Raw genomic sequence first — 21,922 nt, 5'->3', positions numbered from 1 at the left:
GATGAAAAAAACTGTTAGTATCGTAATCGCCGGCCTTGTCACTTCCGCCCTATTCTTGAGTGCATGCAGCTCCGACTCTAACGGTCAAGCAAGCTCCTCAGAAGGATCGAACGATACAATTACCGTCTATACTGCAGGACCTAAAGGATTAGCTGATGAAGTCACAGCCAAATTTGAGGAAGAGACAGGTATAAAAGTGGAGATGTTTCAAGGCACCACCGGAAAAGTACTTTCCAGATTGGAAGCCGAAGCAAATAACCCAGTCGCAGACGTTGTCGTCCTCGCCTCCGTTCCATCAATGGAAGGACTGAAAGCAGATGATCAGCTGCAGCCCTATGAATCGGAGAATGACGCAAGCATGAATAAAGATTGGAGCGATCCAGAACATTATTATTCCGCTTACAGCGCATCAGTGTTAGGCGTCGCTTATAACACCGACAATGTATCCGAACTGGATGCTGATTGGAAGGAATTTGGTGATAAAGAGTGGAAAAACCGCGTCACCATGCCAGACCCCACTGCTTCTGGTTCAGCAGTCGATTTCTTGTATGGGCTGACGACTACAGAAGAAGATGGCTGGGATACAATCGAGAGCTGGAAGGATAATGACTTGCTTGTTGCCGGCGCAAATAAAGCAGCTTTGGAATCTGTAATCACTGGCAGTAAGGATGTTGTTGTGTCTGCTGTTGACTATATGGCTTATAAAGCAAAAGACAAAGGTGAACCAATCGATATCTATTACCCAGAAAGCGGAACAGTTGTAAGCCCTCGTGCTGCCGCCATTCTGAAGGATGCCCAAAACAAAGAAGGCGCCGAAGAATTCATTGATTTCCTAACATCTGATGAAGCACAGGAACTCGTTGCTGATGCTTATCTGCTTCCTAGTAACGCAGATATACCACTGGAAAATCGTGCGAAGCTGAGCGATATCCCTACTATTCCAGTGACTTGGAACGGAGCAGATAAGAAACAAGAGGATACACTAAAAGAATTTACAGAGTTAGTGCAGTAAGTTTGGAGGAATGACAGATGTTTATTAGCAAACATATCCCCTTTTGGATGCTGTTTGCCTTGCTGGGATTATTAGCTGCAGCACCACTTCTGGCGGTGCTCGGTTACACATTTACCGAAGAAGGCACCTTATCTTTTACCGCTTTTTCAGAAGCACTACACAATGAACGTATCCTCTCCACGATGGAGCATTCTTTCGTTCTCGGACTACTCGTCATTCTCGGCACAACGATTATTGCTTTGCCGCTTGCCATCATCCGAACGAAAACGCAATTCGCAAATAAAAACTGGCTCGATATTGTCTTTACCATTCCTTTCATGACACCGCCTTATATCGGCTCCATGGGATGGATGCAGTTTATGCAGCATAACGGCTACTACGAAAGCATCTTCACTGTCCCTGCACCTGCTTCCTTCTTCAGTTTGGCAGGAATGGTATTCATCATGAGTATGCATTTGTATCCATTTTTATATTTGATGCTGCGGAACACGCTTATACGGATTAACGGCTCTTTTCAAGATGCAGCTGATATCTATGGCCGCAGCCCATTTATGAATTGGATCCGCATTGTCTTGCCGCTGCTGCTGTCTACTTATGCGATGGCTTCCCTGCTGATTTTCATTAAAACATTGGCAGAATTCGGAACACCAGCCACTTTTGGAAAGCAAATCGGATTTTATGTGTTTACAACCGAAATACATCAATACTTGTCTCGCTGGCCGGTGAATATTTCAGCCGCTACTTCCCTATCGTTAATTTTGCTTAGTGTTTGCATGGTGATCTGGTATTTGCAAAACATCATAAGCCGGCGATACGCCTATGGAATCCATTCCGGGCGATCAAGTATCCCAGCACCGAAAAAGGACAGCCAAGCTGTACGGATCATTTCTTGGTTCTATGTAACTGTCATTTTGCTGCTTTCCATCGGTGTCCCTTACTTTTCCATTGTCGCCACATCTTTATTAAAAGTGCGGGGTGATGGTTTGCAGTGGGATAATATCACGTTCTCTCATTATATAGAATTATTCAGTCTGCATTCTGAGGGATTTTATGCTTTAATGAACAGTTTTGGATTTGCACTTGTTGCAGCAACGGCTGCAGCTGTCATCGGGCTCTTCACCGCTCTTTCTATCAAAGACGCATCTAATAAACCACAGAAATTGATGGATCTTACCAGCATGATGCCGAACATTATCCCTGGCATTGTATTCGTTGTTGGGCTCATCATATTCTGGAATGCCCGCTGGCTTCCGGCAACCATCTATAACACAAAATGGATGCCGATTGTAACCTACATCGTGCTGTTTCTGCCATATGCTGTGCAGTATACAAAAGGGTCAATAAGTCAGCTTCATCAATCCATTCACGCTTCCAATGCTGTATATGGTACGAGCAAACTGACCATCTTCATACGTATTTGGCTGCCATTACTAGCACAAGGAATTCTAGCAGGCTGGATTATGACATTTATCATCTCTATGCGAGAGCTCGTTGGATCCTTATTAATTCTCCCACCTTCTGTCTCCACAAGCGCTACGTTCATCTATAGTCAGTTTGAACAAGGCGACGCTGGAGCAGGAATGTCCATGGCCGTCATTACGGTATTCGTTACAATTTTATTTATTACCATAATGAATTGGATACAAAGAAAGGCACTGACACATTCATGATTAACTTGCACATCCTGGGAGGATTCCAGGAATACGGGAGGAATTGCTTCCTCATTGAACACGAAGAAACAGACACACGCATTATGCTCGATTGCGGTGTCCAGAATGGCCAGCCCGAGGTGTATCCCCCCCTTACACCGGAGATTGCTCAATCATTGGATGCCGTCTTCCTGTCGCATGTGCACAATGACCATATTGGTGCTTTGCCTCTTCTGGCGGATATGGGTTATGAAGGCGCGGTTTGGTTAAGCCAAGCAAGCTTCGCCCAGCTAGACCCTATTCAACAACACTGGAAACAAAAAAATAGTGCACCTTATCAAATCACCGCAGCCGACAAACTGCGCTTCACCCCTTTTTCACCTGAATCAAAAGGGCAAAGTATCGTTTTATCAGAACACCTATCCTTTGAATGGGGACACAGCGGCCATATGTTGGGAAGTGTTTGGTACATCTTCCGAATCGGAGAAGAATCGCTTTTTTATTCTGGTGATATGGTGCTTGATTCTATTACTTTTCAGACAGAACCACCTGCTCAGTCTGCTTTTCAACTAGCTATTATTGACTCCGGGCACGGCGGACAAGTGACCTCACGCACAACAAGCGAACAAACATTATTAAAAGCACTGAACGATTCAGAAGTAAGCTACCAAATTCCAGTCTCTTTATCTGGTAAAGCATGCGATCTGATTCTAACCATTTACAAACAGCTCCCAGGTCGCCGGCTCTTCCTGGATCAGGCAGTTCGGAACCATCTAGCTGACTGTTTATCTTACGCCGCTAACTTGAATATTGGTATGAAAGAGCGGCTAGAAAACCTGTTGCGTGATGAGCGCGTCACTATTTTAACAACTGACCATGCTAGCGAAGCAGGTATTTACTTTACAGCGAATAAAATATGCGGCACAAAGTTTATACCAGTTGATTCCGCCGCCCACCCAGAACTCTTTTACAAAGCGCACCCAGACCAAAAAGATGTGGAAAAGCTGCTGCAAAGCATACAAGCCGAACGACTCGTCTTTTTCCACAGCAAACCACAGGACTTCTCAAAGCTGATAGCATATATGCCAAAAGAACTCACCTTAAATGGAGGCGTTTATAAATGAGAAAGTATTCGATTGTTGTTCTACTTGCCCTGCTGCTTGTAACTGTACTTCCTATATCTCCGCTCGCTGAAGAGCATGAAATCGACCCCGGATACGAAGTGAAATTCATGCTTGATGTAAGTCAATTTGCAACACAGGATGATATTGTGAATGCCTTTCAAGCCAGCCACGATGAAGATTTGAAAGTTTATTACTTTGATACACCCGACCAAATCTTCCGCAAGCTTCATTACATCCATCGCTTGCGAGTCTATGACGGGGACAAGAAAACGAACATCACTTACAAAAAGACGTTTCCAGATCAAACAATAGAAGAAGCGATTGCAGAAGCTCACGCACACGATTTTCATGGTGACATGTCCAATTACAAGTTTGAGGTAGATAAAAAGCCAGGGAAGGACTCTTTTTCCATTAGCCGGAAGGAGAAATTTGAACAAGACGAGCGCTTGAGCTACGACAAAGGCATAGATACTGCATATGCACTTGATTTATTGCAGGTAGAAGCACCTAAGAAATATCGCAATTGGGATGACCAAGACTGGTATTACGATACACTCGAAGAAGCTATCCCTTATGGACCTGCTGCGGTCTCTAAATACGCAGGCGAGTATGAGAATTTAGATGCTGATCTGGAGATTTGGAATTACAAAGGGGAAACGATTGCTGAGATTTCTGCCAAGACAGATAATAAAGCGGAAGCAGAAGACATTCAAGCGGAATGGGCAGAAGCTCTAGCGGAAAATGGCTGGTTAAGCGAAAACCAGCAATCGAAAACAAGTTTCGTGATGGATCGATAAGTAAATAACAAAAATGCCAGAGGCTTCTAAGCACTCTGGCATTTTATCTTAGTCCTTCGACAAGATGCCGAGGAATCTCAAGATATTCAAGAATAAGTTAATGAAATCTAAGTATAAGTTCAGCGCCATTAGCGGAATCATCTCTTCTGTCACATGATTTCTAGCCATTTGGTTGAAATCATACAGAATATAGAGAGAGAATACGACAGAGCCTATTCCCGAGATCCCCAGCATTGTTGCGTCACTGTATGGTACAAAGATTCCGATTAAACCGGTAATAATTAATGCAATTAAAGCAATCAATAAGAATCCGCCAAGGAAAGAGAAATCCTTTTTCGATTTAACTCCTACCAGCGCCATTGCACCGAAGATAACAAATGTCGTCGTGAATGCATACAGTACGACATTTGCACCTGACGTCGACGCATAATAAGCTACTGCCGGGTATGTCGTAATACCAGAGATAGCAGCAAATATATAGATGAATGTGTAGCTGACAGCCTTCTTCCTTCTAAGCCAAAACGCTGCAATCAGCATTCCCAATTCCACTATAATCAACGGCAGCATGAGCACCGGCGGTACAAAATGACCTGCATAAATTCCGATGGTCGCTATTAACAGCGTCATCAAGAAGGTCTGCAGCACCTTTTGCATGATTGTCTTTTGATTATCTATCGCGTATTCCACTTTCATCGCTCCTAAAATTATTATTAGGATATATACGCGCCATTTGTACGATAGGTTTCATAAATTTACTTTTCATCTAATTCATCTAACTGGAACCAATTATTCATTCCGTACACAATAACCAGAATAAACAGCACGAGCGCCGCAGCTGAAATAAGCGGACTAATTACAACACTGAAAATCAGACAGATAAATGCAGCAAGAAAAAGAATCATGGCCGTTGAATTAATACGCACCTCAACACGGGAACCTGGGGCTGCTTCCAGCTTCTTGCTCCCAAAAAACCACTGCCTTGCCTGCAGCTTAACCGGAGCATCACCAGAACCGACAGTTGTTTCCTCGCTATTTCCCAACTTCACTACATGCTCATTATCCACAACTACAGCAATCTTTGCTAAACCGCCCATCATACCTGTATTACGCTTAACACTTACACCCATATTCTCTTGCTCCTCATCCTATTTAAGTCCAATTATCATATTGGCCACTGTTCGTTCTAAATTCTCCAAAGAATCCACTGCATCACGGCCTGCTTCTGTATGCTGCAGTGCCATTTGCTGATAATCTTGAATTAGGTTATTCAAAGAGTCATTCAAATCGTTTATTTTTGCTTGAACATCCAGCATCTCTTGACCGCTGCCTGAATCTGGGTTGCCTGCTTGGAAATCAGCTAGGGCTGCTTTAAGATCTGCCAGCTTCTGCTGAACAAGACTAGCTTGTAATTTAATTTCACTCATGACTTCATTTCCTGCCTTTTATCCGCATGCAGTCTATCCAATGAACTTTGTTTGTAAGCGATTTGCATCTGACAGTTATCAACTTCTGCCACAAGAAGACTCTTCGCCTGCTGCAATTCATCCAGCACGCGCTCTACCTCTGCTTCCGAAACATCTCGAAAACTGGCAGCCAGCTCACCGTCCCGAAAAGCCTCAAACTTGTCAGCCAACTCCCCTTTCCATGTGCCCGCCGACAACTGTACATCCTGCCAGTGTCTTCTGCTCTCCTCATAATCTCCCTGCAAACTCTCAATCTCCGCAATCGCACGGTTAAGCCGATCAATTTCATCCTGCTTCAATCCTACCTGCGTGTGCAAGTTGCTGATTGACTGCTCGGTGTTTCTGATTTGACTATTAATAGAAGCTAACGACATTTCCACCACTCCTTACATTGATTCATACCGCCCTAAAACTTCATTACTATTACAGTAAAGGATTTATCACAGAAAATCTGTAAGACTTCTGCCTTGTTTTTCCATAATGTGACTGAATAGTAATGGTAAAAAGGTTGTGGATTCCTACAAGACTCTATTCCAACACGTTGTTCAGCCTTTCTGCTAAACCTTCTGTTAAATAGTTTAGATTTTGCTCTTGGTTAGGCAGATTTTTAGGGCTTCGTTTCCTTATTTGAAAAACATAATCACCATCATTCCCTTCACTCTTCAAAGTGATCGTAGCGTTTAGCCATCCATCTTTTAACTTGAGGTGCTCTACACCTGAAAAACCGAAGTACCAAGCCGCTATTGCTTTGTCTGCTCTAAATAAATGCATTAGCACGACTAATAATCCATCTTCTTCTATGTCCATCACACAGTTTACTGATGATTTTTCTCCGTCTGCCTTTCTTATAATTCCCATCACAGGGTGTGTCATTTCAAAGTCTGGTATTGGCCCTGAGGTGTCGTCGGAATTATGCAAAACTAATTCTCGGAAGGCTTCTTTTATTATTGGTTCTGTGTATCTAAATTTCATAAAGTGTTCCTCCTCCAGTTGAAGTACAGCAGACAAAAGTTAGAGTTTATATGATTAGCAAAAAATCTACAGTTACAAAACTATTCCCTTTCAAATAACAATTAAAATCAAAATTATGTAATTATATGTAATAATAATCCAACAAAAAGGGTAATAGGTAAGCGTTCCAAGATGAAAAATAAGCATATAAAACTATTTCCCTAGATGCAGAACTCAAAAGATGAGGAAAAAGGTACTTAATACTCTACAAAATGGAAAAGGGTTTCGTTAGGGTAGAATAAGCAACTTTTATGGAAAGGAGTCCCCCATAGATGAGCGGAGAAATTAAGATTAAACAAGCTGAAGCACAAAAAGGCATTCAAGAGATGAGCGCAGCAGTGCAAGCATTAAAAAAAGAAATCGGCGAAACAATGGACGGTAACCACGGAATAAAAATGAGTGATGCATACAATGAAATCAAAGCCGAATACGAAGCAGTCCTCAACCAGTTCATTGCACTATTCCAAGACAATATAACAGCAACAGAAGCAGCAGTACAAGAGCTGGTTGAATTAGATCAAGCTTTAGGCAATCAGATATCATTGCAATAAATAGGAAGGAGGAAATATATTGAAGGAACTCGCGGTAAAAGAAATTCACAAAGGTACCGAAACATCCAAAATAGATTTAGATACTTTTTTTGAACAGCTATCTACCCTACAACAAAAAGTCCGCAACTTTAACAATATGGAGGATGCTTTAAAAGGCAAAACCGGTAAAGCAATTCGCTCCTTTTACAACGAAATACATACCCCCTTCCTCACTTTCCTGCTGCAATCGATGGAAGATTACAAAGGCAGACTGGAAGACATGAAGAACGACGTACAATCCTTTGAATCCAGCCATCAAGGATTTATAAGTGAAATCTTCCTAAGAGACGAGCTAACACTTGGATTGGACAATGCGAAATTAAAAGCCGGAATTGTCACAGATAAAGTAAATCAAACCCTATCCAGCGTGGCGGATATTGTATCTGTCAAAAGTATTAATCAATCAGATTTCGAATCTGGTATAGACAAAGGCAACCGCCAGATAGCCACTGTCGTGAACAATCTGAACGACCTTGACAGCAAACACGCAGCAAAACTCGAAGAAACACAAAGCGACTTGCAAACATTGAAAAAGTATTTATCTGAAATGACCACTGGGTTAAGCAACGGCACAATATCAGTAAGTGAATTCGATGTAGCATCTCTGAAGGGAATGGATAGCTACCAAAGTGTAATCCAGAAGAGTTATGGAAACGGGAGTATTGAGATAACTGAAGAAAATATTCAGTATCTGCCTTTGGCAGCGATTGCTGCTGCCAGGAAAAACACGGAAAAAGGGTTAGATAAAGGTATGCGTGTAATCATAAGCCATGCATACAAGGATTTGGAGAAAGGGAATATAACACGAAAAGACTATCATTCAATCGTTTCTATAGCTACTAAAAAGAACAGGGACTTAAAAAAAGAGTCTGAGAAAGATAAGACTGATACTTTAATAGAGTATATTGAGAAAAACGTTGATAAAATTACCCAAGATGTTTCTAAAGATGTACTTCACAACAGCGTCCAACAAATAGGGTTGGAAGGAAAACGTATAGGTAAATTCCTTCAAAAACAAGCATATAAGAGAGGTATTGTCGGACCACCAGGACCTAATGGTTTTGTAATGCTCGATTCAAAGGGCGCAAAGTTAGCTCATACATGGAATAAATATGGCAATAGGATAGAATCTAGCGGCAAAGTGTTAGGAAAATTTTTAGCATTCGGAAGTGCTGGGTGGGGCTGGTATGAAGATGTAACTAAAAAGGATAAAACACATGGAGAGGCTTTTACTCACAATGGCGCCTCTTTACTTGCAGGGATGGCAGGAGGAGCTGCCGGTTCAGGGCTTACAACTATAGCATTGACAGCCCTAGGTGTTTCTAATCCAGCAGGTTGGGCAGTTCTAGGGTCAATAGCTGTTGGTGCTTTTGCATCTACGTTCTTTAATTGGGCGTATGACGAGAATATTTTAGGGTTACAAGACGGTTTGGATTACGTTGGAAACAAGATAGGTGAGGGTGTAAGTTACGTAGGTGACAAGTTTAGTGATTTAGGATCCAGTGTGAATAATACGATTGATCAAACTGGTGAAGCAATTAAATCAGGAATAGAATCACTCAATCCAATGAATTGGGGATGGAATTAATATATGAGTACGGAAGCTTTTATTATATTAAAGAATTTTAGATACCAACTTATTAAAATAGATAATAACTTTTACATTATTGACAAAGACAAGCCATTTGTGTTCACTTTTCTATTTCCATTTATATATTGGTATTTCCCTAAAAAAGTTGTACAGATTAGTGAAGAGTCTGCTAGTATTCTGCAAACTGTACCGAATAAAGATATAAAGAGTGCCAAATTGAGTATGTTTGGAGTCGGTATTTCTTTATTACTTGCTAATCTAATTGAGCCTACACTAGACTATTTTCTTATTCCAATATCACCTGTATTGGCCAGCTCAATTGTTTTTTTGATTACAGTAATTCTAATCTATTTTAGATTTCAAATCAGTTTACGTAATAAGAGGTCTATTTCTAAACAGATAAAATTGGATAGTAACTTTACCACTAACTCTTTAAATATATGGGTTTTCCCAAAGTCAATAAAGAGTTGGATTAGTCTTACCTTTTTAATGATATTCATAGGAGCATTTGCTGCAGGAGCTATGTATGGTTTTATAATTTCTGGCAATACTTTCATATTAATTTGCTACATTGTATTCTTTTTCATGTTGATATTCTTTAATATAGCGACTGTCCCGCAAGGAAAGAATACACTAAAAGTAATAATTAAATAGACAAACTAGGAGGAAATATATGTTACCTATCGGATCAATAGTCTACCTTAAAGAAGGAACAAGTAAATTAATGATTCTCAACCGCGGCCCTATCATAGAGCTAGACGGAGAACAAAAAATGTTTGATTACTCTGCTTGTGTTTATCCACAAGGATTGGTCGCGGATAGTGTCCTTTACTTTAATGAAGAGAATATTGATGAAGTGATTTTTGAAGGATTCAAAGATAGTGACGAGGATCGATTCCATTCCTTGTATAAACAATGGCTTGATGAAAATGAAATTCAAAAAGGGGTTGTAAGTGGCCCATTGAAATAAACAACAGACAAAGCATCAAGATTTTTCATTTATCTTGGTGCTATATTTGTTACACCTAGATTCTATTAAGGGGATAATAGAAGGCATTGCTTCTTTTAATACCCTATGACTTATGCGAGGTGTATGTATCAATTTATGGAGGAATCAGAAGGTTAAGAGGAAATATAAGGTATAGAATTTTGACGAGGATTATTATCTTATAGATACAGGGGCATCTCCTTTGAAAGCAATATCACCGTTCCCTTTCTGGATAAATTCCCCAAATTGTTTTTATATAAGATGGAGCAGACGCATCATCTTCAATTTTGCCTCGCAGTCTTCGAACGTGAACATTAATAACATTATCATCACCGTAATAAGCTTCTTTCCATACACTTTTCGTACAGCTGTCCTTTGGTAAATACTTGATTCGGATTCGCAGCTAACACGCGTAAAATCTCGAATTCCTTCACCGTTAAATAAAGCGTCTCTCCTCTCTACTGACAGAGAAGTTTTTTAAATCTATATGTAAATCTTGTACATCCACAACCTGTTCGGTATCTTCTTTCTGCTGACTGTATTGCGTTGACCGCCGCAGTGCTGCTTTTACCCTAACCGTCAGCTCAATCAGCGAGACGGCTTGCAGATATAGTCATCTGCTCCAAACCCAAGCCCCAATGCCTTGTCCACATCACTATCCTTGGCAGACATAATCAAAATTGGCAGCATGTTATCCCGTCTGATCAGCTGCATAATATCCAACCCATTGTATTCAGGCAGCATCAAATCCAAGGTAACCAGATCAACAGATTCTTGAGCAAACAAATTCAATGCGGCTTTCCCATCAAATGCCGAAAATACGGTATAACCTCTCGCTTCAGCCGCTCACTTCTTTCATCCAGTATCCATATGTTCTATGAATAGTATACGGTAAATAGTAATGGGTGTTTTGTTTAATTTTGGAATAATATCTAGCGACATGTAAAAAAGCCTCCCCTGACTTTGCAGAGGAGGCTGTACACTTTTGGTATGAACTTACTTTGTGAACGTAATATTCTCGAAAGTCTCACCAAGCTTTACCATTGTTTCTCTCGGCTTTGTCTCGGCAACGATATTTCCGTTTCGTATAGAGTACAGAACGCTGGCCTGTTTACGAATTGCTTCGTATTCATTCTCTGCGTCTAGCACAATCAGGTTAGCCGGCTTGCCTTCTTCCATACCGTATTTGTCTTCAATGTGCAGCGTTTTGGCGCTATTTGTTGTAATCAGATCAATCGAATTTACGATTTGATCATAACCCATTAATTGTGTCACATGAATGCCCATGTGCAGCACTTGCAGCATGTTACCAGTACCTAGCGGGTACCATGGATCAAAAATATCGTCATGTCCAAAAGCAACATTGATTCCTGCTTCTTGCAGTTCTTTTACTCGTGTAACTCCTCTGCGTTTGGGATAGGTGTCGAAACGTCCTTGCAGATGAATATTGACGAGCGGATTTGCCACCATATTAATATTGGATAGCTTCAGCAAGCGGAACAGCTTAGACGTATACGCATCATTATAAGATCCCATCGCTGTCGTGTGGCTTGCGGTAACACGCTCTCCCATGCCAAGTCGGTGGGCTTCCGCAGCTACTACTTCCACAAAACGAGATTGCTCATCATCAATTTCATCACAGTGGATATCTACGAGCCGGTCGTATTTCTCTGCCAGCTTAAAGGCCGTTTTAAGCGAATCAACGCCGTATTCTCTTGTAAACTCATAATGCGGAATACCGCCGACAACATCTGCCCCCATGCGCAGCGCTTCTTCCAGCAGCTCCTCGCCGTTCGGATAAGAGAGAATCCCTTCTTGCGGAAAAGCCACGAGCTGCAAGTCTACGAATGGTGCCATTTCTTCTTTCACTTCCAGCAAAGCTTTTAATGCCGTTAAATCCGGATCGGTAACGTCAACGTGCGTCCGAACATGCTGAATGCCTTGTGCAATTTGCCATTTTAACGCCGTTTTGGCACGTGTTTTAACGTCTTCCAAGGTAAGCGACTCTTTTCTTTCCGACCAGCGCTGAATCCCTTCAAATAACGTTCCGCTTTCATTCCAGTGCGGCTCGCCAGCTGTCAGCGTTGTATCCAAGTGAATATGCGGCTCAACGAAAGGCGGCAGAACGAGGTTTCCCTGTACATCCATCATGTCTTGTTCCGCAGTAACTTCAATCGTTGGAGCAATCTTTTCAATCTTTCCTTCATGAATTAGAATTTGCCAAAGGCCTTCTCTATTTCTGAGTTTTGCATTTCGTATAATCATAATTCTGTCACCTTTTCTGCTTCTAGATTTAAGTTCGCTTCTGCTGCCTTGGCAGCAATAATGGAAAGTACGACATAAACAACTGCCGCTCCAATCAGTCCGTTAAGCGGTGGAATCCCTGGTAAAAATTTCGCCGCTCCTGCACCGAGAACCCATGCAGCGATTGCATTCCAGTTCACCGCTTTGAATGTCATCTTCTCAAACGCCGGATACTTGCCGCGACGTACGATGAAATAATCTGCAATCAGAATAGCTCCAATTGGCGGCAGCACCGAGCCAAGCGTTGTAAGAAAGCCGACGAAATTGTTGTAAAGCCACATCGCAAAGATTGTTCCGATAATACCGTTGATAATTACAACTTTATTTTTCTTGATTTTCGTAATGTTCGAGATACCTAGACTAGCTGCATAGATGGCATTATCATTTGTCGTCCAAATGTTTAGTCCCAAGACAATAATTGCCGGAATGATAAGCCCCTGTACAAACATCACTTCCGAAATATCGGATTGACCTGTGACAATGGCGCCAATCGCTCCGAACGCGAACATGAGCGAGTTACCGATAAGGAATGCGATGACTGTCGTTGATACGCCAACTTTCGGGCTTTTCGCGAATCGTGTGAAATCAGGTGTTAACGTACCGCCGCTAATGAACGATCCTACACCAATGGTTAATGCCGCCGCTGCTCCAAGCGTTTCGGTTGGCTGATACTGCATGAAACCGTCAAGACCGCCAAGTCCATCCACTGCTTCCAAGGCAGAAAATCCGCCAAGCGCAATAATTGCTGGTACTGCGACAAAACTTAATATCGTCAGTGCTTTCATTCCGAAGAAAGCTGTCGCTGTCATCAAAATCCCGAAGATAAGAATTAATACGGTCGTATCCATGCCGGTTACCTTTTGCACGGGCACCGCGAACATCGCCACCCCAACGCCGAACCAGCCAATTTGTGTAGCGCTCAGCAGGAAGGAAGAAAGATAAGAACCTTTTTCGCCAAATGCGTAACGTGTTAATAGGTGTGTAGAAAGTCCAGTTTTCGCTGAGATATAAGCAAGTGTTCCTGTATAAGCTCCTAATATCAAATTACCCGCTAGCACAATTCCGATGAACTGCATCATACTTAACCCTAACCCTAATGTTCCTCCTGCCACCATACTCGCCGAGAAGAAAGTAAACCCAAGCATGAGCATCAGCATCTTCCAAAAACCATTCCGATGTGATTGCGGCACTGCCTGCAAAGAAAAATCATGATCGATTCGTTTCTGTTCCATTGCTATTCCCCCTGTTTTATTTAGACTAAAACTGGTACCAGAGGAGTAAAAAAAGAGGCTTCCTGCCATCACTGACAGGAAGCCTCTCTTAACATGCAGATAAAAGGGTAGACTTCCCCTGTTCATCTGCAACGTTTCCGAATGTCCTTGTCAGCCTCACGGGACTGAATTAAAGGTACCAGTATTCAAATTACAGTTATTATTGCAATATTAGTGAGAAAAGTCAACATCCTGTATTGCCGTTATACGGTGCCGCGTTGAATCTTTGATAAATATCTTGAAACTTTATCACTGTATTACGTCTCTAACATTTAGAAAGGAGGCCATGATTTGAAAGATAAAGTAAAGCTTGTAAAGAAAGCCGTAAAGGGTAGTGAAAGAGCCTTTGAACAGCTTATAAAGAACGAAAGTGAAAAATTATATAAAACCGCTTTTCTATATGTAAAGAATAAAGAGGATGCACTAGATGTACTGCAGGAAACTATTTACAAGGCTTTTGTATCAATTGAACAAGTAAAACAACCAGAATTCTTTACAACCTGGCTTACAAGGATCCTGATTCGTACTTCTTATGATTTTCTGGACAAGAAGAACAAACTTGTCTTAGATGAAGACTTTTTGAAGCACCAAGCTTCAGAAGATACGTCTAATATGGAAGAAAAGTTAGACTTACTAGCAGCAATATCTGCATTAAGCAAAACTTATCAAACTGTCATAATCTTATTTTATTATCATGATCTCTCTATACAATCAATTGGTAACACGCTTGAAATGTCCGAGAATACGGTTAAAACAAATCTTCGTCGCGCAAAGATGGAATTAAAAAAACAATTGGGTGGGATAGCGTATGAACAAACAGCGTATCAATGAGGAGTTGGATAAGATAGATTTTCCGGAGCAGGAAGTGATGAACACAATAAAAAACGGTATTAAAAAAGGCAAAAAAGATACTGAACGAAAGAAAAGAGTTAGAGTAAGAAAACTTGCAATCACTTCATCCATTGCTGCATCTGCCTTCCTGGCATCTGGACTACTGTTTGCACCAATAACCAATGTACTTGCTTCTGTTCCAATTATTGGTTCCATATATGATAGATTTAGCATGCAGATTGGGTATGAATTGTTTGAAAGCAAGCTTGTTACACAACTAAATCAAACAGCAAGCAGCAATGCGATAGACGTGACCATTACAAGTGCTTATTACGATGGAAATGTTATCGGTTTAACATTTCTAGCAAAAGGAGATAGAATCTCTTTAGATAAAATGGAGGAGAGAGGACCAGAAGTTGGTTATAGTTCTTACCTTTTTGATGGAGATGAGCAAAAGCAATGGGCAGGAAGTATGGCAAGTTTGGAAAAAGCAGACGATGGTTATGTTGGTGCAATGGAGTTTCATAACGAAAGCGCTGACTTACCAAAGAACTACACACTTCCTTTAACCTTTACCTCTATCACAGGAGTAAAGGGCAAATGGAAATTTGATATACCAGTCACGCAAATTCCATCCCAAACAATCGCTGCTAAAGAGAAAATTATTTCTGCCCACGAGACAAATTATGCAATAGAGATAGAATCTGTAACGAAAGGAAAAGCCACTACTTTCCTTAATTATAAAACAACCAAACCTGCTGACGGTGAGAATGATGAGATTAACATCACGGTATTTGATAACTTGGGGAATCGATTATCAAAAAGTCATGCGGAGGTACTAGCCACAGAGCAGCATAATGGCGTATTGTTACATGATACACGAGAGTTATTTACGTCCAAGATCTCGGAAGATGCACAGTACTTAACTATACAACCCGAGTTAAGGAAAGACGAGCAGCAAACTGTAAGTTCTTTAGATCAGAGCGCACCTTTCACGGTGGAAAGCAGTCGATTTGACTATAAAATAAAAGTGAACTCAATCGAGCACGACAAGAACCAGATTATAATAGACTATCACGTGCAAAATATAAACTCTGCAGAACTTAGAGACGACATTATCCAAAACTTTGCTGATTTCATTATGCTAATAAAATCAGAAAATATCATAGAAGATGATGACGGCCAGCTGGATATGAATCATATAATTAGCGATCAAATCCGCAGCACGAAAACAACAGCAGTAGACGAAAACTATCATTTCCAATCCGTATTCACCCTTAGCAATTCAAATAATACTGACATCGCCAACTACTCGCTCATGGTCCCATTCGGAACATTAAGCTTAAACCAACCAATCGAAATGGATCCTGTTAGATTTGAATTAAAGTAAGTGTACATGAAGGACTATTTACACATAGTCCTTCCCCTTTGATTTAAAATCTCCTGCCTTATTACAAATTCATCTTCTTATTAAGGACCTCAACACGCTATTTTCACCAGCATAAAATATTCGGGAACAAAGGATTTCTCCTCTTATTTTTGCTTCTATCTAAAATTATGTACAATCCGTCCAACAAAATATATCATAATTCATTGCGTAAGAAGCTGATTAAGTAAACAAAAAAACCCCTATCCATCGTGGATAGAGGTTTACAATTTAAAGAATAGGCAGGGATCTTTTGGTTGGTTTCTTTTTCCCGCTTGCGGTTGCAGGCATGGTTTTGTTAACCTGTTTCCCCTCTTTATTCTTAGTCATCGTCAGCCCTGTGATTCCGTAGAACATGGAAACGACTGGGGTTATAAATGCCAAGAAACAGAATGGAATGTATGTTCCAGCTGATACACCGAGCGCACCGGCAGCGAAGATACCAGCTCCTGTCCAAGGTACGAGTGCACCGCCTTGCGTACTTGAATCCTCAATTACCCTGGAGAGATTCTCCGGTTTAAGATTCAGCCGCTCGGAAATTGGACGCATCAGGGTTCCCGTCATAACGGAGGAGAAATAGATAGAACCTCCGATTGCTAACGTAACATAACCAACAATAATGGTTACAAAAACGAATACTCCGGTGCTTTGAATCTTCTCTGCAAATGAATCAATAATCGCTTCCAGTACACCAGCATCTGCTAACATACCGCCAAGGCCTAAGGCGAATAAGAATAACAGAATCAGCGCTGTCATGCTAGTTAAGCCGCCTCGTACTAGCAGTTCATCGACTACTCCAATTCCAGACTCTACGGAATAACCGCTATAGAAGAAGCTGATTGTTTCACTAAAAGAGAAACCTTGATATACAACAGCAATAAGGCCACCAACAGCTGTACCGATAAAGATCGCTGGAAGTGCAGGTTTCTTCATCATCAGCAGCGTGACAAGTACTGCGATGGGAATCATTGGGATAATCCCTAAATTAAAGTTAGTTGATAAGTAGCCTGTCAGCTGATTAACACTCTCTGCTTCCATAGACGGCGATTTGTACTGCAGTCCAATCACTGTAAAAATGATCGCTGTAATGATATAAGATGGTACAGTTGTCCAAAGCATATGCTTAATATGCGTGAACAGATCACCGCCAGTTATCGTTGGCGTTAAATTCGTGGTATCCGAAAGTGGTGACATTTTATCACCGAAGAAAGCTCCGCTGATGACTGCACCAGCAGTAATTCCAGCGGGTACACCAATCGTAGCACCAACACCCATCAGTGCAATTCCTGCAGTACCAATGGCACCCCATGAACTACCGATAGCTAGTGCAACTAGCGAACTAAATATTAAGGTTGTAAGTAAGAAGAAACGCGGAGAAATAGACTCAATACCGTAATATACAAGCGTCGGCACTGTACCAGACGCAATCCACGCACCGATTAAAATACCTACGGTCAACAAAATCAGACCTGGCTGAAGCGCCCTGCTCATTGATTTTGTCATCGATTTTTCTACTTGTTTATAATTAAAACCTAACCCCATCATGAACGGAATAATCGCAAGTATACTAATAAACATCAGCATTTGAATCGAAGCATCAAATACCAGAAGGCCAACTGAAATGATAAGGACTACAACGGATAGCATTGATAATGCATACTTAAACGACGGTTTTTTAATCGTCCTTTTTCCCGTGTCACTTTCCATAAGAACACTCCTTAATAAAATAGAAATTATTTATACCGAAAACTTTTTCAAGCAAAGTGACGTAACAAAACATAAATTTAAAACAGCACTTAAACTTTTAAAAACAATTAATACTTAGCACTGTTTACATAATACGTACCCTTTCGCCACACGAAATAAACAATTTATTAGCTGGTTTACTCATTGAAACTATTCCAGGTCTAATAAAGCTCCATGCTTGCTTGAAAAAGAGGCAGAACTTCTACTACTATTAGGATTGTTCAAAAGGATTGATTATATTTCAAACAATCCTTAATGGATAAAGTTTCCGTTATTACTTAATCATACTCCCATACTTCACAGTTTTCATAGATGCTGCAATGTTCCTTGCTGTTCTCTCCATGTACACTGCAGCATGTTCAAATGCATCCGGCAAGGTTACAACCCCTGGCACAATGCTGAAAAGTGCATCAATGCCATGGGCGTGTACGATATCCGCATCTTCAGATAGTGAGCCAGCAAGCCCAATTACAGGCACACCGTATTTTTTGGCTGCTTTGGCCACACCAATTGGCGTTTTTCCATAAATCGTTTGGCTATCAATTCGACCCTCACCTGTAATTACTAGGTCTGCATCTTTGACTGCATCTTCAAAGTTTACAGCTTCCAGGACAATTTCAATTCCTCTTTTTAAATCCGCATGAAGAAATGCCAGCAGACTTGCACCTAAACCTCCAGCTGCACCGGCACCTTCTCTATCTCGGAAAGCTGTCCCTACTGTCTTTTCTGCAATATCAGCAAAGTAAGCGAGATTTTTATCCAGCAATTCAACCATTTCAGGAGTAGCACCCTTTTGAGGACCAAATATCGCCGAAGCACCTCTTGGTCCTGTTAATGGATTATCCACGTCACAAGCTACTTCAATTTGTACATCTTGTAATCGATCATCAAGACTATCCAAATTTATAGTAGCAATTTTAGCTAGTGCTCCGCCTCCGTAACCAATATCATTACCATTTTCGTCGAGCAGCTTTCCACCTAAAGCCTGCACCATTCCGGCTCCAGCATCATTTGTCGCACTGCCGCCGATACCAATGATAATATGCTCTACACCCAAATCAAGCGCAGCTACTATTAATTCCCCCGTTCCTCTTGTAGAAGTAACAAGCGGATTTCTGTGTTCCACAGGTACGAGATGTAATCCTGACGCGGCAGCCATTTCAATAACAGCTGTTTTCCCATCTCCCATTAATCCAAAGAATGCTTTAACAGGATCACCTAAAGGACCTGTTACAGCGTGTTCCACCACTTTACCGTTTGTCGCATCTACAAGTGACTGAACTGTTCCTTCGCCGCCATCCGCCATCGGCATCTTGTGGTAAACAGCATCTGGAAGCACCTGTTTAAAACCTCGTTCAATTGCATTGGCAGCATCAAGCGCAGATAAACTTTCTTTATAAGAGTCTGGAGCAATTACGATTTTCATCGTTTACCGCCTACCTTCTATTAAGATTTAAATCTTCCATAAAAGCACTGATACCAGCTTTTTAACCAAATAGCTGCAAGACACCAAAAATAAGTGTCGAAACAACAGCCAGTGTTAACCCGACTATTGATTCATATGGCATTAGCTTCAATCGTTCCTTGATACCCATATTGACACTTCCAGCTGTTGCGTGGAAAAAGCTACCGTGCGGCATGTGATCTAATACAGTTGCGCCAGCATGAATCATCGCAGCTCCGCCCAGCGCGGATACACCTAATCCTAAAATGGCGCTGCTGAAAACACTGCTAGCTACGGCTGTACCAGCTGTGGTAGAAGCAGTTGCCGCTGACATGAAAATCCCTGACATAGGTGCTAATAAGTATGCAGGCATACCTGAAGCGTTTAATGTATTAATCAGTACATCTTTTAAGCCCGAATTGGCAATGATTCCGGCTAATGTTCCGGTGCCCAACAACATAATGGCTACTCCAGACATCTTGCTTAATCCCGAGATAGCATACTCATTTATTTTCTTTGTCTTCTTCATTGCAATGGCACCGATGATTCCTCCAACAGGCAGTGCAATCATCGGATCAATATTGATATCAAATAACGGCCGCAATGCGAGTAAGATGATTGTAACTAACGGTGCAATCAACGCTGTTATAAATATCGGCAATTTTGTATTGTCCGTCATTTCAACATCCTGACTTACTACTGCAGAGCCTTTGCTGACAAGCTTCTTCGCTAGCAGATACGTAACTGCCAAGCCGAATATAGCTGGTATTATTCCGGCAGCCATTACAGAAGTAAGCGGTACACCAAAAGCATCAGAAGCGGCAATTGCATTCGGATTTGGAGACATAATGTTTCCGGCCTTACCTCCACCAACCATCGCCAGCAAGATAGCTGTTTTGGATAAGTTAGCACGCTTGGCAATTGCCAAAGCAATCGGTGATACCGTAATAACAGCTACATCAACGAACACCCCAACCGTTGTCAGTATCATCGCGGCAATAGCTAAAGCCAAAAGCGCACGTGTTTCGCCCATTTTTTTGACGATTGTCTCGGCAATCGAGGATGCAGCTCCTGATTCTATAAGAACCCCAGCTAAAACCCCCGCGGCCAAAATTCGCAGCACTGCCGGAATAATATCTTGTGCACCTTCCATCATTAGCGTAACGGTATCGGTAATATTTACGCCGCCAATGAGCCCGCCGATTAAAGCTCCAGCAACCATGCCGTATGCTGGCGGTACTTTTTTCAAGATGAGTACAATTGCAATAATTAAGGCACTAACAGCTCCTAAAGCGCTTACAGTGATATCCATGATGATTTCCCCCTAGATTGCTTTTTCTATGTATATCTATTGTAAGCGTTTTCTAAAAGGAACACATTGTAAATACAGATAGATATTACAGGTATAATTTATCTGGCATTTGTGCATTTGCACAATCAATAGGTATCATACACAAGCTTGGCCAAGTATAGCTCCATCAAATCTTTTGCATGTCGCGGGTCTTTTCCTGTTAGCTCTGTTATTTTCTCAAGACGGTACCTCAACGTATTCCGATGGATAAAAAGAGTTTCCGCAATTTTATTCAATTCACCACCCTCTCGAATATATGCCTCAAGAGTTTGAACCAGTTCCCCTTTCTTATCTTGATTTAATAGCAGCTGATAATAGGTAAACACATGTAAATCCTCATTAACCACATTTTTTGTCAGCATTATTTCAAACTGGTAATCCTCATAGCTGTAGAAGCTTCTTTTAGGATGCAGCTTACTCCCTATATTAGTTGCTCTTTTTGCTCGATCGTAAGAGCTTTTATATGCTTGTACGTTTTTTGCCAAGTCCCCACATCCAATGAGAACGCCGCTGCCTGTCACTTTTGACAGTCGCTTCAAGAAAGAGGCGAATTCTGCTCTGGATTCGTTCATCGCTTTAAGAATAACAATTTCATCATTAAACGTAGCACCAATTAAATCATTCTTTCCGATTTCATATTGGATCGACCGAATTAAATTTTGCGTTGAGATGGCAGTGTGATCTGATTTTGTAATAAAAATAGCAGTTCTAGGATGTTCCAGATTAATCCCCAGGAATTCCGCCCGCTCTATTAGTAACACTTCATTCCGAACGTCTTCTGAGATAAGCTGATTTACAATCTCGCTTTGAAGTCTTTGTCTCCATTGCACCCTTTCCAATAATACAGACTGCTCTAACACTAACTCTGCCGCCATCTTCACAAGCTCTGCATAATTCCGGATTTGCTCAGGCTCCCCTGTAATACCAACCACACCCACAATTTGGTTATTGAACTGGATGGGCAAATTAATCCCGGACTTTGCTCCCTCTACATTCCCCACACTAGCATCGTCTATCTCCACACTCTCTCCTTGCTCAAGGACAACAAGTGCACCTGCATGAAACTGATTGATTCTCTCCTTATCACCAGATCCTATAATGATTCCTTCGTCATTCATTACATTTATATTTTGATGTAATATCTTCATCGTGCGCTCCACTATTTCCTGCGCCAATTCATAAGTTAAAAATTGCACGTCTCTTTACCTGCCTTCCGTCCAATTAAGTACATTTATTTATAAAGAGAAAAGAAAAACAAGCTATTTAGTTAGCATGCTAGCAGACTTTCACGTCATACCCTATTAAGAGAATAGCTACTTGTCAG

The 21,922-nt window shown here is 41.3% G+C and carries 23 protein-coding genes; 10 read left to right on the top strand and 13 right to left on the bottom strand.

The window, feature by feature from the left end:
* The first annotated feature begins 1 nt into the window (after position 1).
* Genes CRO17_RS01535 through CRO17_RS01520 form a run of 4 tightly spaced genes read left to right on the top strand, consistent with a single transcriptional unit; the run spans position 2 to position 4,582 of the window.
* Positions 2–1,012, top strand: coding sequence for an ABC transporter substrate-binding protein (locus CRO17_RS01535; RefSeq protein ID WP_097038614.1), 1,011 nt, complete (start codon positions 2–4; stop codon positions 1,010–1,012).
* A 17-nt stretch (positions 1,013–1,029) separates the two neighbouring features.
* A complete protein-coding gene (locus CRO17_RS01530; RefSeq protein WP_097038611.1) occupies positions 1,030–2,682 on the top strand; it encodes an ABC transporter permease in 1,653 nt (550 codons plus the stop codon).
* Positions 2,679–3,785 carry an MBL fold metallo-hydrolase gene (locus CRO17_RS01525; protein ID WP_097038609.1) on the top strand — a complete coding sequence of 369 codons (1,107 nt, stop codon included), beginning with the start codon at positions 2,679–2,681 and terminating at the stop codon, positions 3,783–3,785. The genes CRO17_RS01530 and CRO17_RS01525 overlap by 4 nt, the downstream gene beginning before the upstream one ends.
* Positions 3,782–4,582, top strand: a complete 801-nt coding sequence (locus tag CRO17_RS01520) for a CYTH domain-containing protein (protein WP_097038607.1) — start codon at positions 3,782–3,784, stop codon at positions 4,580–4,582. The genes CRO17_RS01525 and CRO17_RS01520 overlap by 4 nt, the downstream gene beginning before the upstream one ends.
* Positions 4,583–4,630: 48 nt before the next feature.
* Here the strand turns inward: CRO17_RS01520 and CRO17_RS01515 are convergent, their stop codons facing one another.
* From CRO17_RS01515 to CRO17_RS01495, 5 genes are all read right to left on the bottom strand, one after another.
* A complete protein-coding gene (locus CRO17_RS01515) occupies positions 4,631–5,236 on the bottom strand; it encodes a Bax inhibitor-1/YccA family protein (RefSeq protein ID WP_097040021.1) in 606 nt (201 codons plus the stop codon).
* 98 nt (positions 5,237–5,334) lie between these two features.
* Positions 5,335–5,709 (bottom strand): hypothetical protein, encoded by a 375-nt coding sequence (locus CRO17_RS01510; protein ID WP_097038605.1) that lies wholly within the window; start codon positions 5,707–5,709, stop codon positions 5,335–5,337.
* Positions 5,710–5,727: 18 nt separating this feature from the next.
* Entirely contained in the window at positions 5,728–6,006 is a 279-nt protein-coding gene (locus tag CRO17_RS01505; RefSeq protein WP_097038603.1) for a YwqI/YxiC family protein, read from the bottom strand.
* On the bottom strand, positions 6,003–6,419 hold the full coding sequence (locus tag CRO17_RS01500; RefSeq protein WP_097038601.1) for a YwqH-like family protein: 417 nt from the start codon (positions 6,417–6,419) through the stop codon (positions 6,003–6,005). Before CRO17_RS01500 ends, CRO17_RS01505 begins: the two co-directional genes overlap by 4 nt.
* Before the next feature lie 154 nt (positions 6,420–6,573).
* Positions 6,574–7,017, bottom strand: coding sequence for a hypothetical protein (locus CRO17_RS01495; protein WP_097038599.1), 444 nt, complete (start codon positions 7,015–7,017; stop codon positions 6,574–6,576).
* A gap of 311 nt (positions 7,018–7,328) precedes the next feature.
* Between CRO17_RS01495 and CRO17_RS01490 the strand changes: the two genes are divergently transcribed.
* Genes CRO17_RS01490 through CRO17_RS01475 form a run of 4 tightly spaced genes read left to right on the top strand, consistent with a single transcriptional unit; the run spans position 7,329 to position 10,207 of the window.
* The gene (locus CRO17_RS01490; protein WP_097038596.1) at positions 7,329–7,607 is read left to right on the top strand and encodes a YwqI/YxiC family protein; all 279 of its coding nucleotides are present in this window, start codon (positions 7,329–7,331) and stop codon (positions 7,605–7,607) included.
* Between the two features lie 19 nt (positions 7,608–7,626).
* Complete coding sequence (locus tag CRO17_RS01485; RefSeq protein ID WP_179636770.1) at positions 7,627–9,234, top strand: LXG domain-containing protein; 1,608 nt, start codon at positions 7,627–7,629, stop codon at positions 9,232–9,234.
* Between the two features lie 3 nt (positions 9,235–9,237).
* Entirely contained in the window at positions 9,238–9,891 is a 654-nt protein-coding gene (locus CRO17_RS01480; protein ID WP_097038592.1) for a DUF443 family protein, read from the top strand.
* Between the two features lie 19 nt (positions 9,892–9,910).
* Positions 9,911–10,207, top strand: coding sequence for a DUF4176 domain-containing protein (locus CRO17_RS01475; protein ID WP_097038590.1), 297 nt, complete (start codon positions 9,911–9,913; stop codon positions 10,205–10,207).
* A gap of 232 nt (positions 10,208–10,439) precedes the next feature.
* Here the strand turns inward: CRO17_RS01475 and CRO17_RS17835 are convergent, their stop codons facing one another.
* The 4 genes from CRO17_RS17835 to codB all read right to left on the bottom strand — a co-directional run bounded on the left by CRO17_RS17835 (position 10,440) and on the right by codB (position 13,761).
* Positions 10,440–10,616, bottom strand: coding sequence for a winged helix-turn-helix domain-containing protein (locus tag CRO17_RS17835; protein WP_281253802.1), 177 nt, complete (start codon positions 10,614–10,616; stop codon positions 10,440–10,442).
* Positions 10,617–10,813: 197 nt separating this feature from the next.
* Entirely contained in the window at positions 10,814–11,017 is a 204-nt protein-coding gene (locus CRO17_RS17830) for a response regulator (RefSeq protein ID WP_281253787.1), read from the bottom strand.
* Positions 11,018–11,221: 204 nt separating this feature from the next.
* Positions 11,222–12,490 (bottom strand): cytosine deaminase, encoded by a 1,269-nt coding sequence (locus tag CRO17_RS01465; RefSeq protein WP_097038587.1) that lies wholly within the window; start codon positions 12,488–12,490, stop codon positions 11,222–11,224.
* Positions 12,487–13,761, bottom strand: coding sequence for a cytosine permease (gene codB, locus CRO17_RS01460; RefSeq protein ID WP_097038585.1), 1,275 nt, complete (start codon positions 13,759–13,761; stop codon positions 12,487–12,489). Before codB ends, CRO17_RS01465 begins: the two co-directional genes overlap by 4 nt.
* Positions 13,762–14,091: 330 nt before the next feature.
* Between codB and CRO17_RS01455 the strand changes: the two genes are divergently transcribed.
* Positions 14,092–14,631: a sigma-70 family RNA polymerase sigma factor gene (locus CRO17_RS01455; RefSeq protein WP_097038583.1), complete on the top strand. Its 540-nt coding sequence runs from the start codon at positions 14,092–14,094 to the stop codon at positions 14,629–14,631.
* On the top strand, positions 14,609–16,021 hold the full coding sequence (locus CRO17_RS01450; RefSeq protein WP_097038581.1) for a DUF4179 domain-containing protein: 1,413 nt from the start codon (positions 14,609–14,611) through the stop codon (positions 16,019–16,021). The genes CRO17_RS01455 and CRO17_RS01450 overlap by 23 nt, the downstream gene beginning before the upstream one ends.
* Before the next feature lie 267 nt (positions 16,022–16,288).
* Here the strand turns inward: CRO17_RS01450 and nhaC are convergent, their stop codons facing one another.
* The 4 genes from nhaC to CRO17_RS01430 form a co-directional block, all read right to left on the bottom strand.
* Positions 16,289–17,764, bottom strand: coding sequence for a Na+/H+ antiporter NhaC (gene nhaC, locus CRO17_RS01445; RefSeq protein ID WP_097038579.1), 1,476 nt, complete (start codon positions 17,762–17,764; stop codon positions 16,289–16,291).
* 313 nt (positions 17,765–18,077) lie between these two features.
* On the bottom strand, positions 18,078–19,229 hold the full coding sequence (locus CRO17_RS01440) for a glycerate kinase (RefSeq protein WP_097038577.1): 1,152 nt from the start codon (positions 19,227–19,229) through the stop codon (positions 18,078–18,080).
* 61 nt (positions 19,230–19,290) lie between these two features.
* Positions 19,291–20,559: a GntP family permease gene (locus CRO17_RS01435; RefSeq protein ID WP_097038575.1), complete on the bottom strand. Its 1,269-nt coding sequence runs from the start codon at positions 20,557–20,559 to the stop codon at positions 19,291–19,293.
* 125 nt (positions 20,560–20,684) lie between these two features.
* Positions 20,685–21,794 (bottom strand): CdaR family transcriptional regulator, encoded by a 1,110-nt coding sequence (locus tag CRO17_RS01430; RefSeq protein ID WP_097038573.1) that lies wholly within the window; start codon positions 21,792–21,794, stop codon positions 20,685–20,687.
* Between the last annotated feature and the right edge of the window lie 128 nt (positions 21,795–21,922).

The sequence above is a fragment of the Terribacillus aidingensis genome (assembly GCF_900215625.1).
In the GTDB taxonomy this organism is placed as follows: domain Bacteria; phylum Bacillota; class Bacilli; order Bacillales; family Amphibacillaceae; genus Terribacillus; species Terribacillus aidingensis.
Note: the sequence above shows the minus strand (reverse complement) of the source record. Positions and strands in the feature narration are given on the sequence as shown.

Bases quoted from the DNA above. Each gene is read 5' to 3' on its own strand.
- CRO17_RS01535 (WP_097038614.1), top strand. From the start codon at position 2: ATGAAAAAAACTGTTAGTATCGTAATCGCCGGCCTTGTCACTTCCGCC.
- CRO17_RS01530 (WP_097038611.1), top strand. From the start codon at position 1,030: ATGTTTATTAGCAAACATATCCCCTTTTGGATGCTGTTTGCCTTGCTG.
- CRO17_RS01525 (WP_097038609.1), top strand. From the start codon at position 2,679: ATGATTAACTTGCACATCCTGGGAGGATTCCAGGAATACGGGAGGAAT.
- CRO17_RS01520 (WP_097038607.1), top strand. From the start codon at position 3,782: ATGAGAAAGTATTCGATTGTTGTTCTACTTGCCCTGCTGCTTGTAACT.
- CRO17_RS01515 (WP_097040021.1), bottom strand. From the start codon at position 5,236: ATGCAAAAGGTGCTGCAGACCTTCTTGATGACGCTGTTAATAGCGACC.
- CRO17_RS01510 (WP_097038605.1), bottom strand. From the start codon at position 5,709: ATGGGTGTAAGTGTTAAGCGTAATACAGGTATGATGGGCGGTTTAGCA.
- CRO17_RS01505 (WP_097038603.1), bottom strand. From the start codon at position 6,006: ATGAGTGAAATTAAATTACAAGCTAGTCTTGTTCAGCAGAAGCTGGCA.
- CRO17_RS01500 (WP_097038601.1), bottom strand. From the start codon at position 6,419: ATGTCGTTAGCTTCTATTAATAGTCAAATCAGAAACACCGAGCAGTCA.
- CRO17_RS01495 (WP_097038599.1), bottom strand. From the start codon at position 7,017: ATGAAATTTAGATACACAGAACCAATAATAAAAGAAGCCTTCCGAGAA.
- CRO17_RS01490 (WP_097038596.1), top strand. From the start codon at position 7,329: ATGAGCGGAGAAATTAAGATTAAACAAGCTGAAGCACAAAAAGGCATT.
- CRO17_RS01480 (WP_097038592.1), top strand. From the start codon at position 9,238: ATGAGTACGGAAGCTTTTATTATATTAAAGAATTTTAGATACCAACTT.
- CRO17_RS01475 (WP_097038590.1), top strand. From the start codon at position 9,911: ATGTTACCTATCGGATCAATAGTCTACCTTAAAGAAGGAACAAGTAAA.
- CRO17_RS01465 (WP_097038587.1), bottom strand. From the start codon at position 12,490: ATGATTATACGAAATGCAAAACTCAGAAATAGAGAAGGCCTTTGGCAA.
- codB (WP_097038585.1), bottom strand. From the start codon at position 13,761: ATGGAACAGAAACGAATCGATCATGATTTTTCTTTGCAGGCAGTGCCG.
- CRO17_RS01450 (WP_097038581.1), top strand. From the start codon at position 14,609: ATGAACAAACAGCGTATCAATGAGGAGTTGGATAAGATAGATTTTCCG.
- nhaC (WP_097038579.1), bottom strand. From the start codon at position 17,764: ATGGAAAGTGACACGGGAAAAAGGACGATTAAAAAACCGTCGTTTAAG.
- CRO17_RS01440 (WP_097038577.1), bottom strand. From the start codon at position 19,229: ATGAAAATCGTAATTGCTCCAGACTCTTATAAAGAAAGTTTATCTGCG.
- CRO17_RS01435 (WP_097038575.1), bottom strand. From the start codon at position 20,559: ATGGATATCACTGTAAGCGCTTTAGGAGCTGTTAGTGCCTTAATTATT.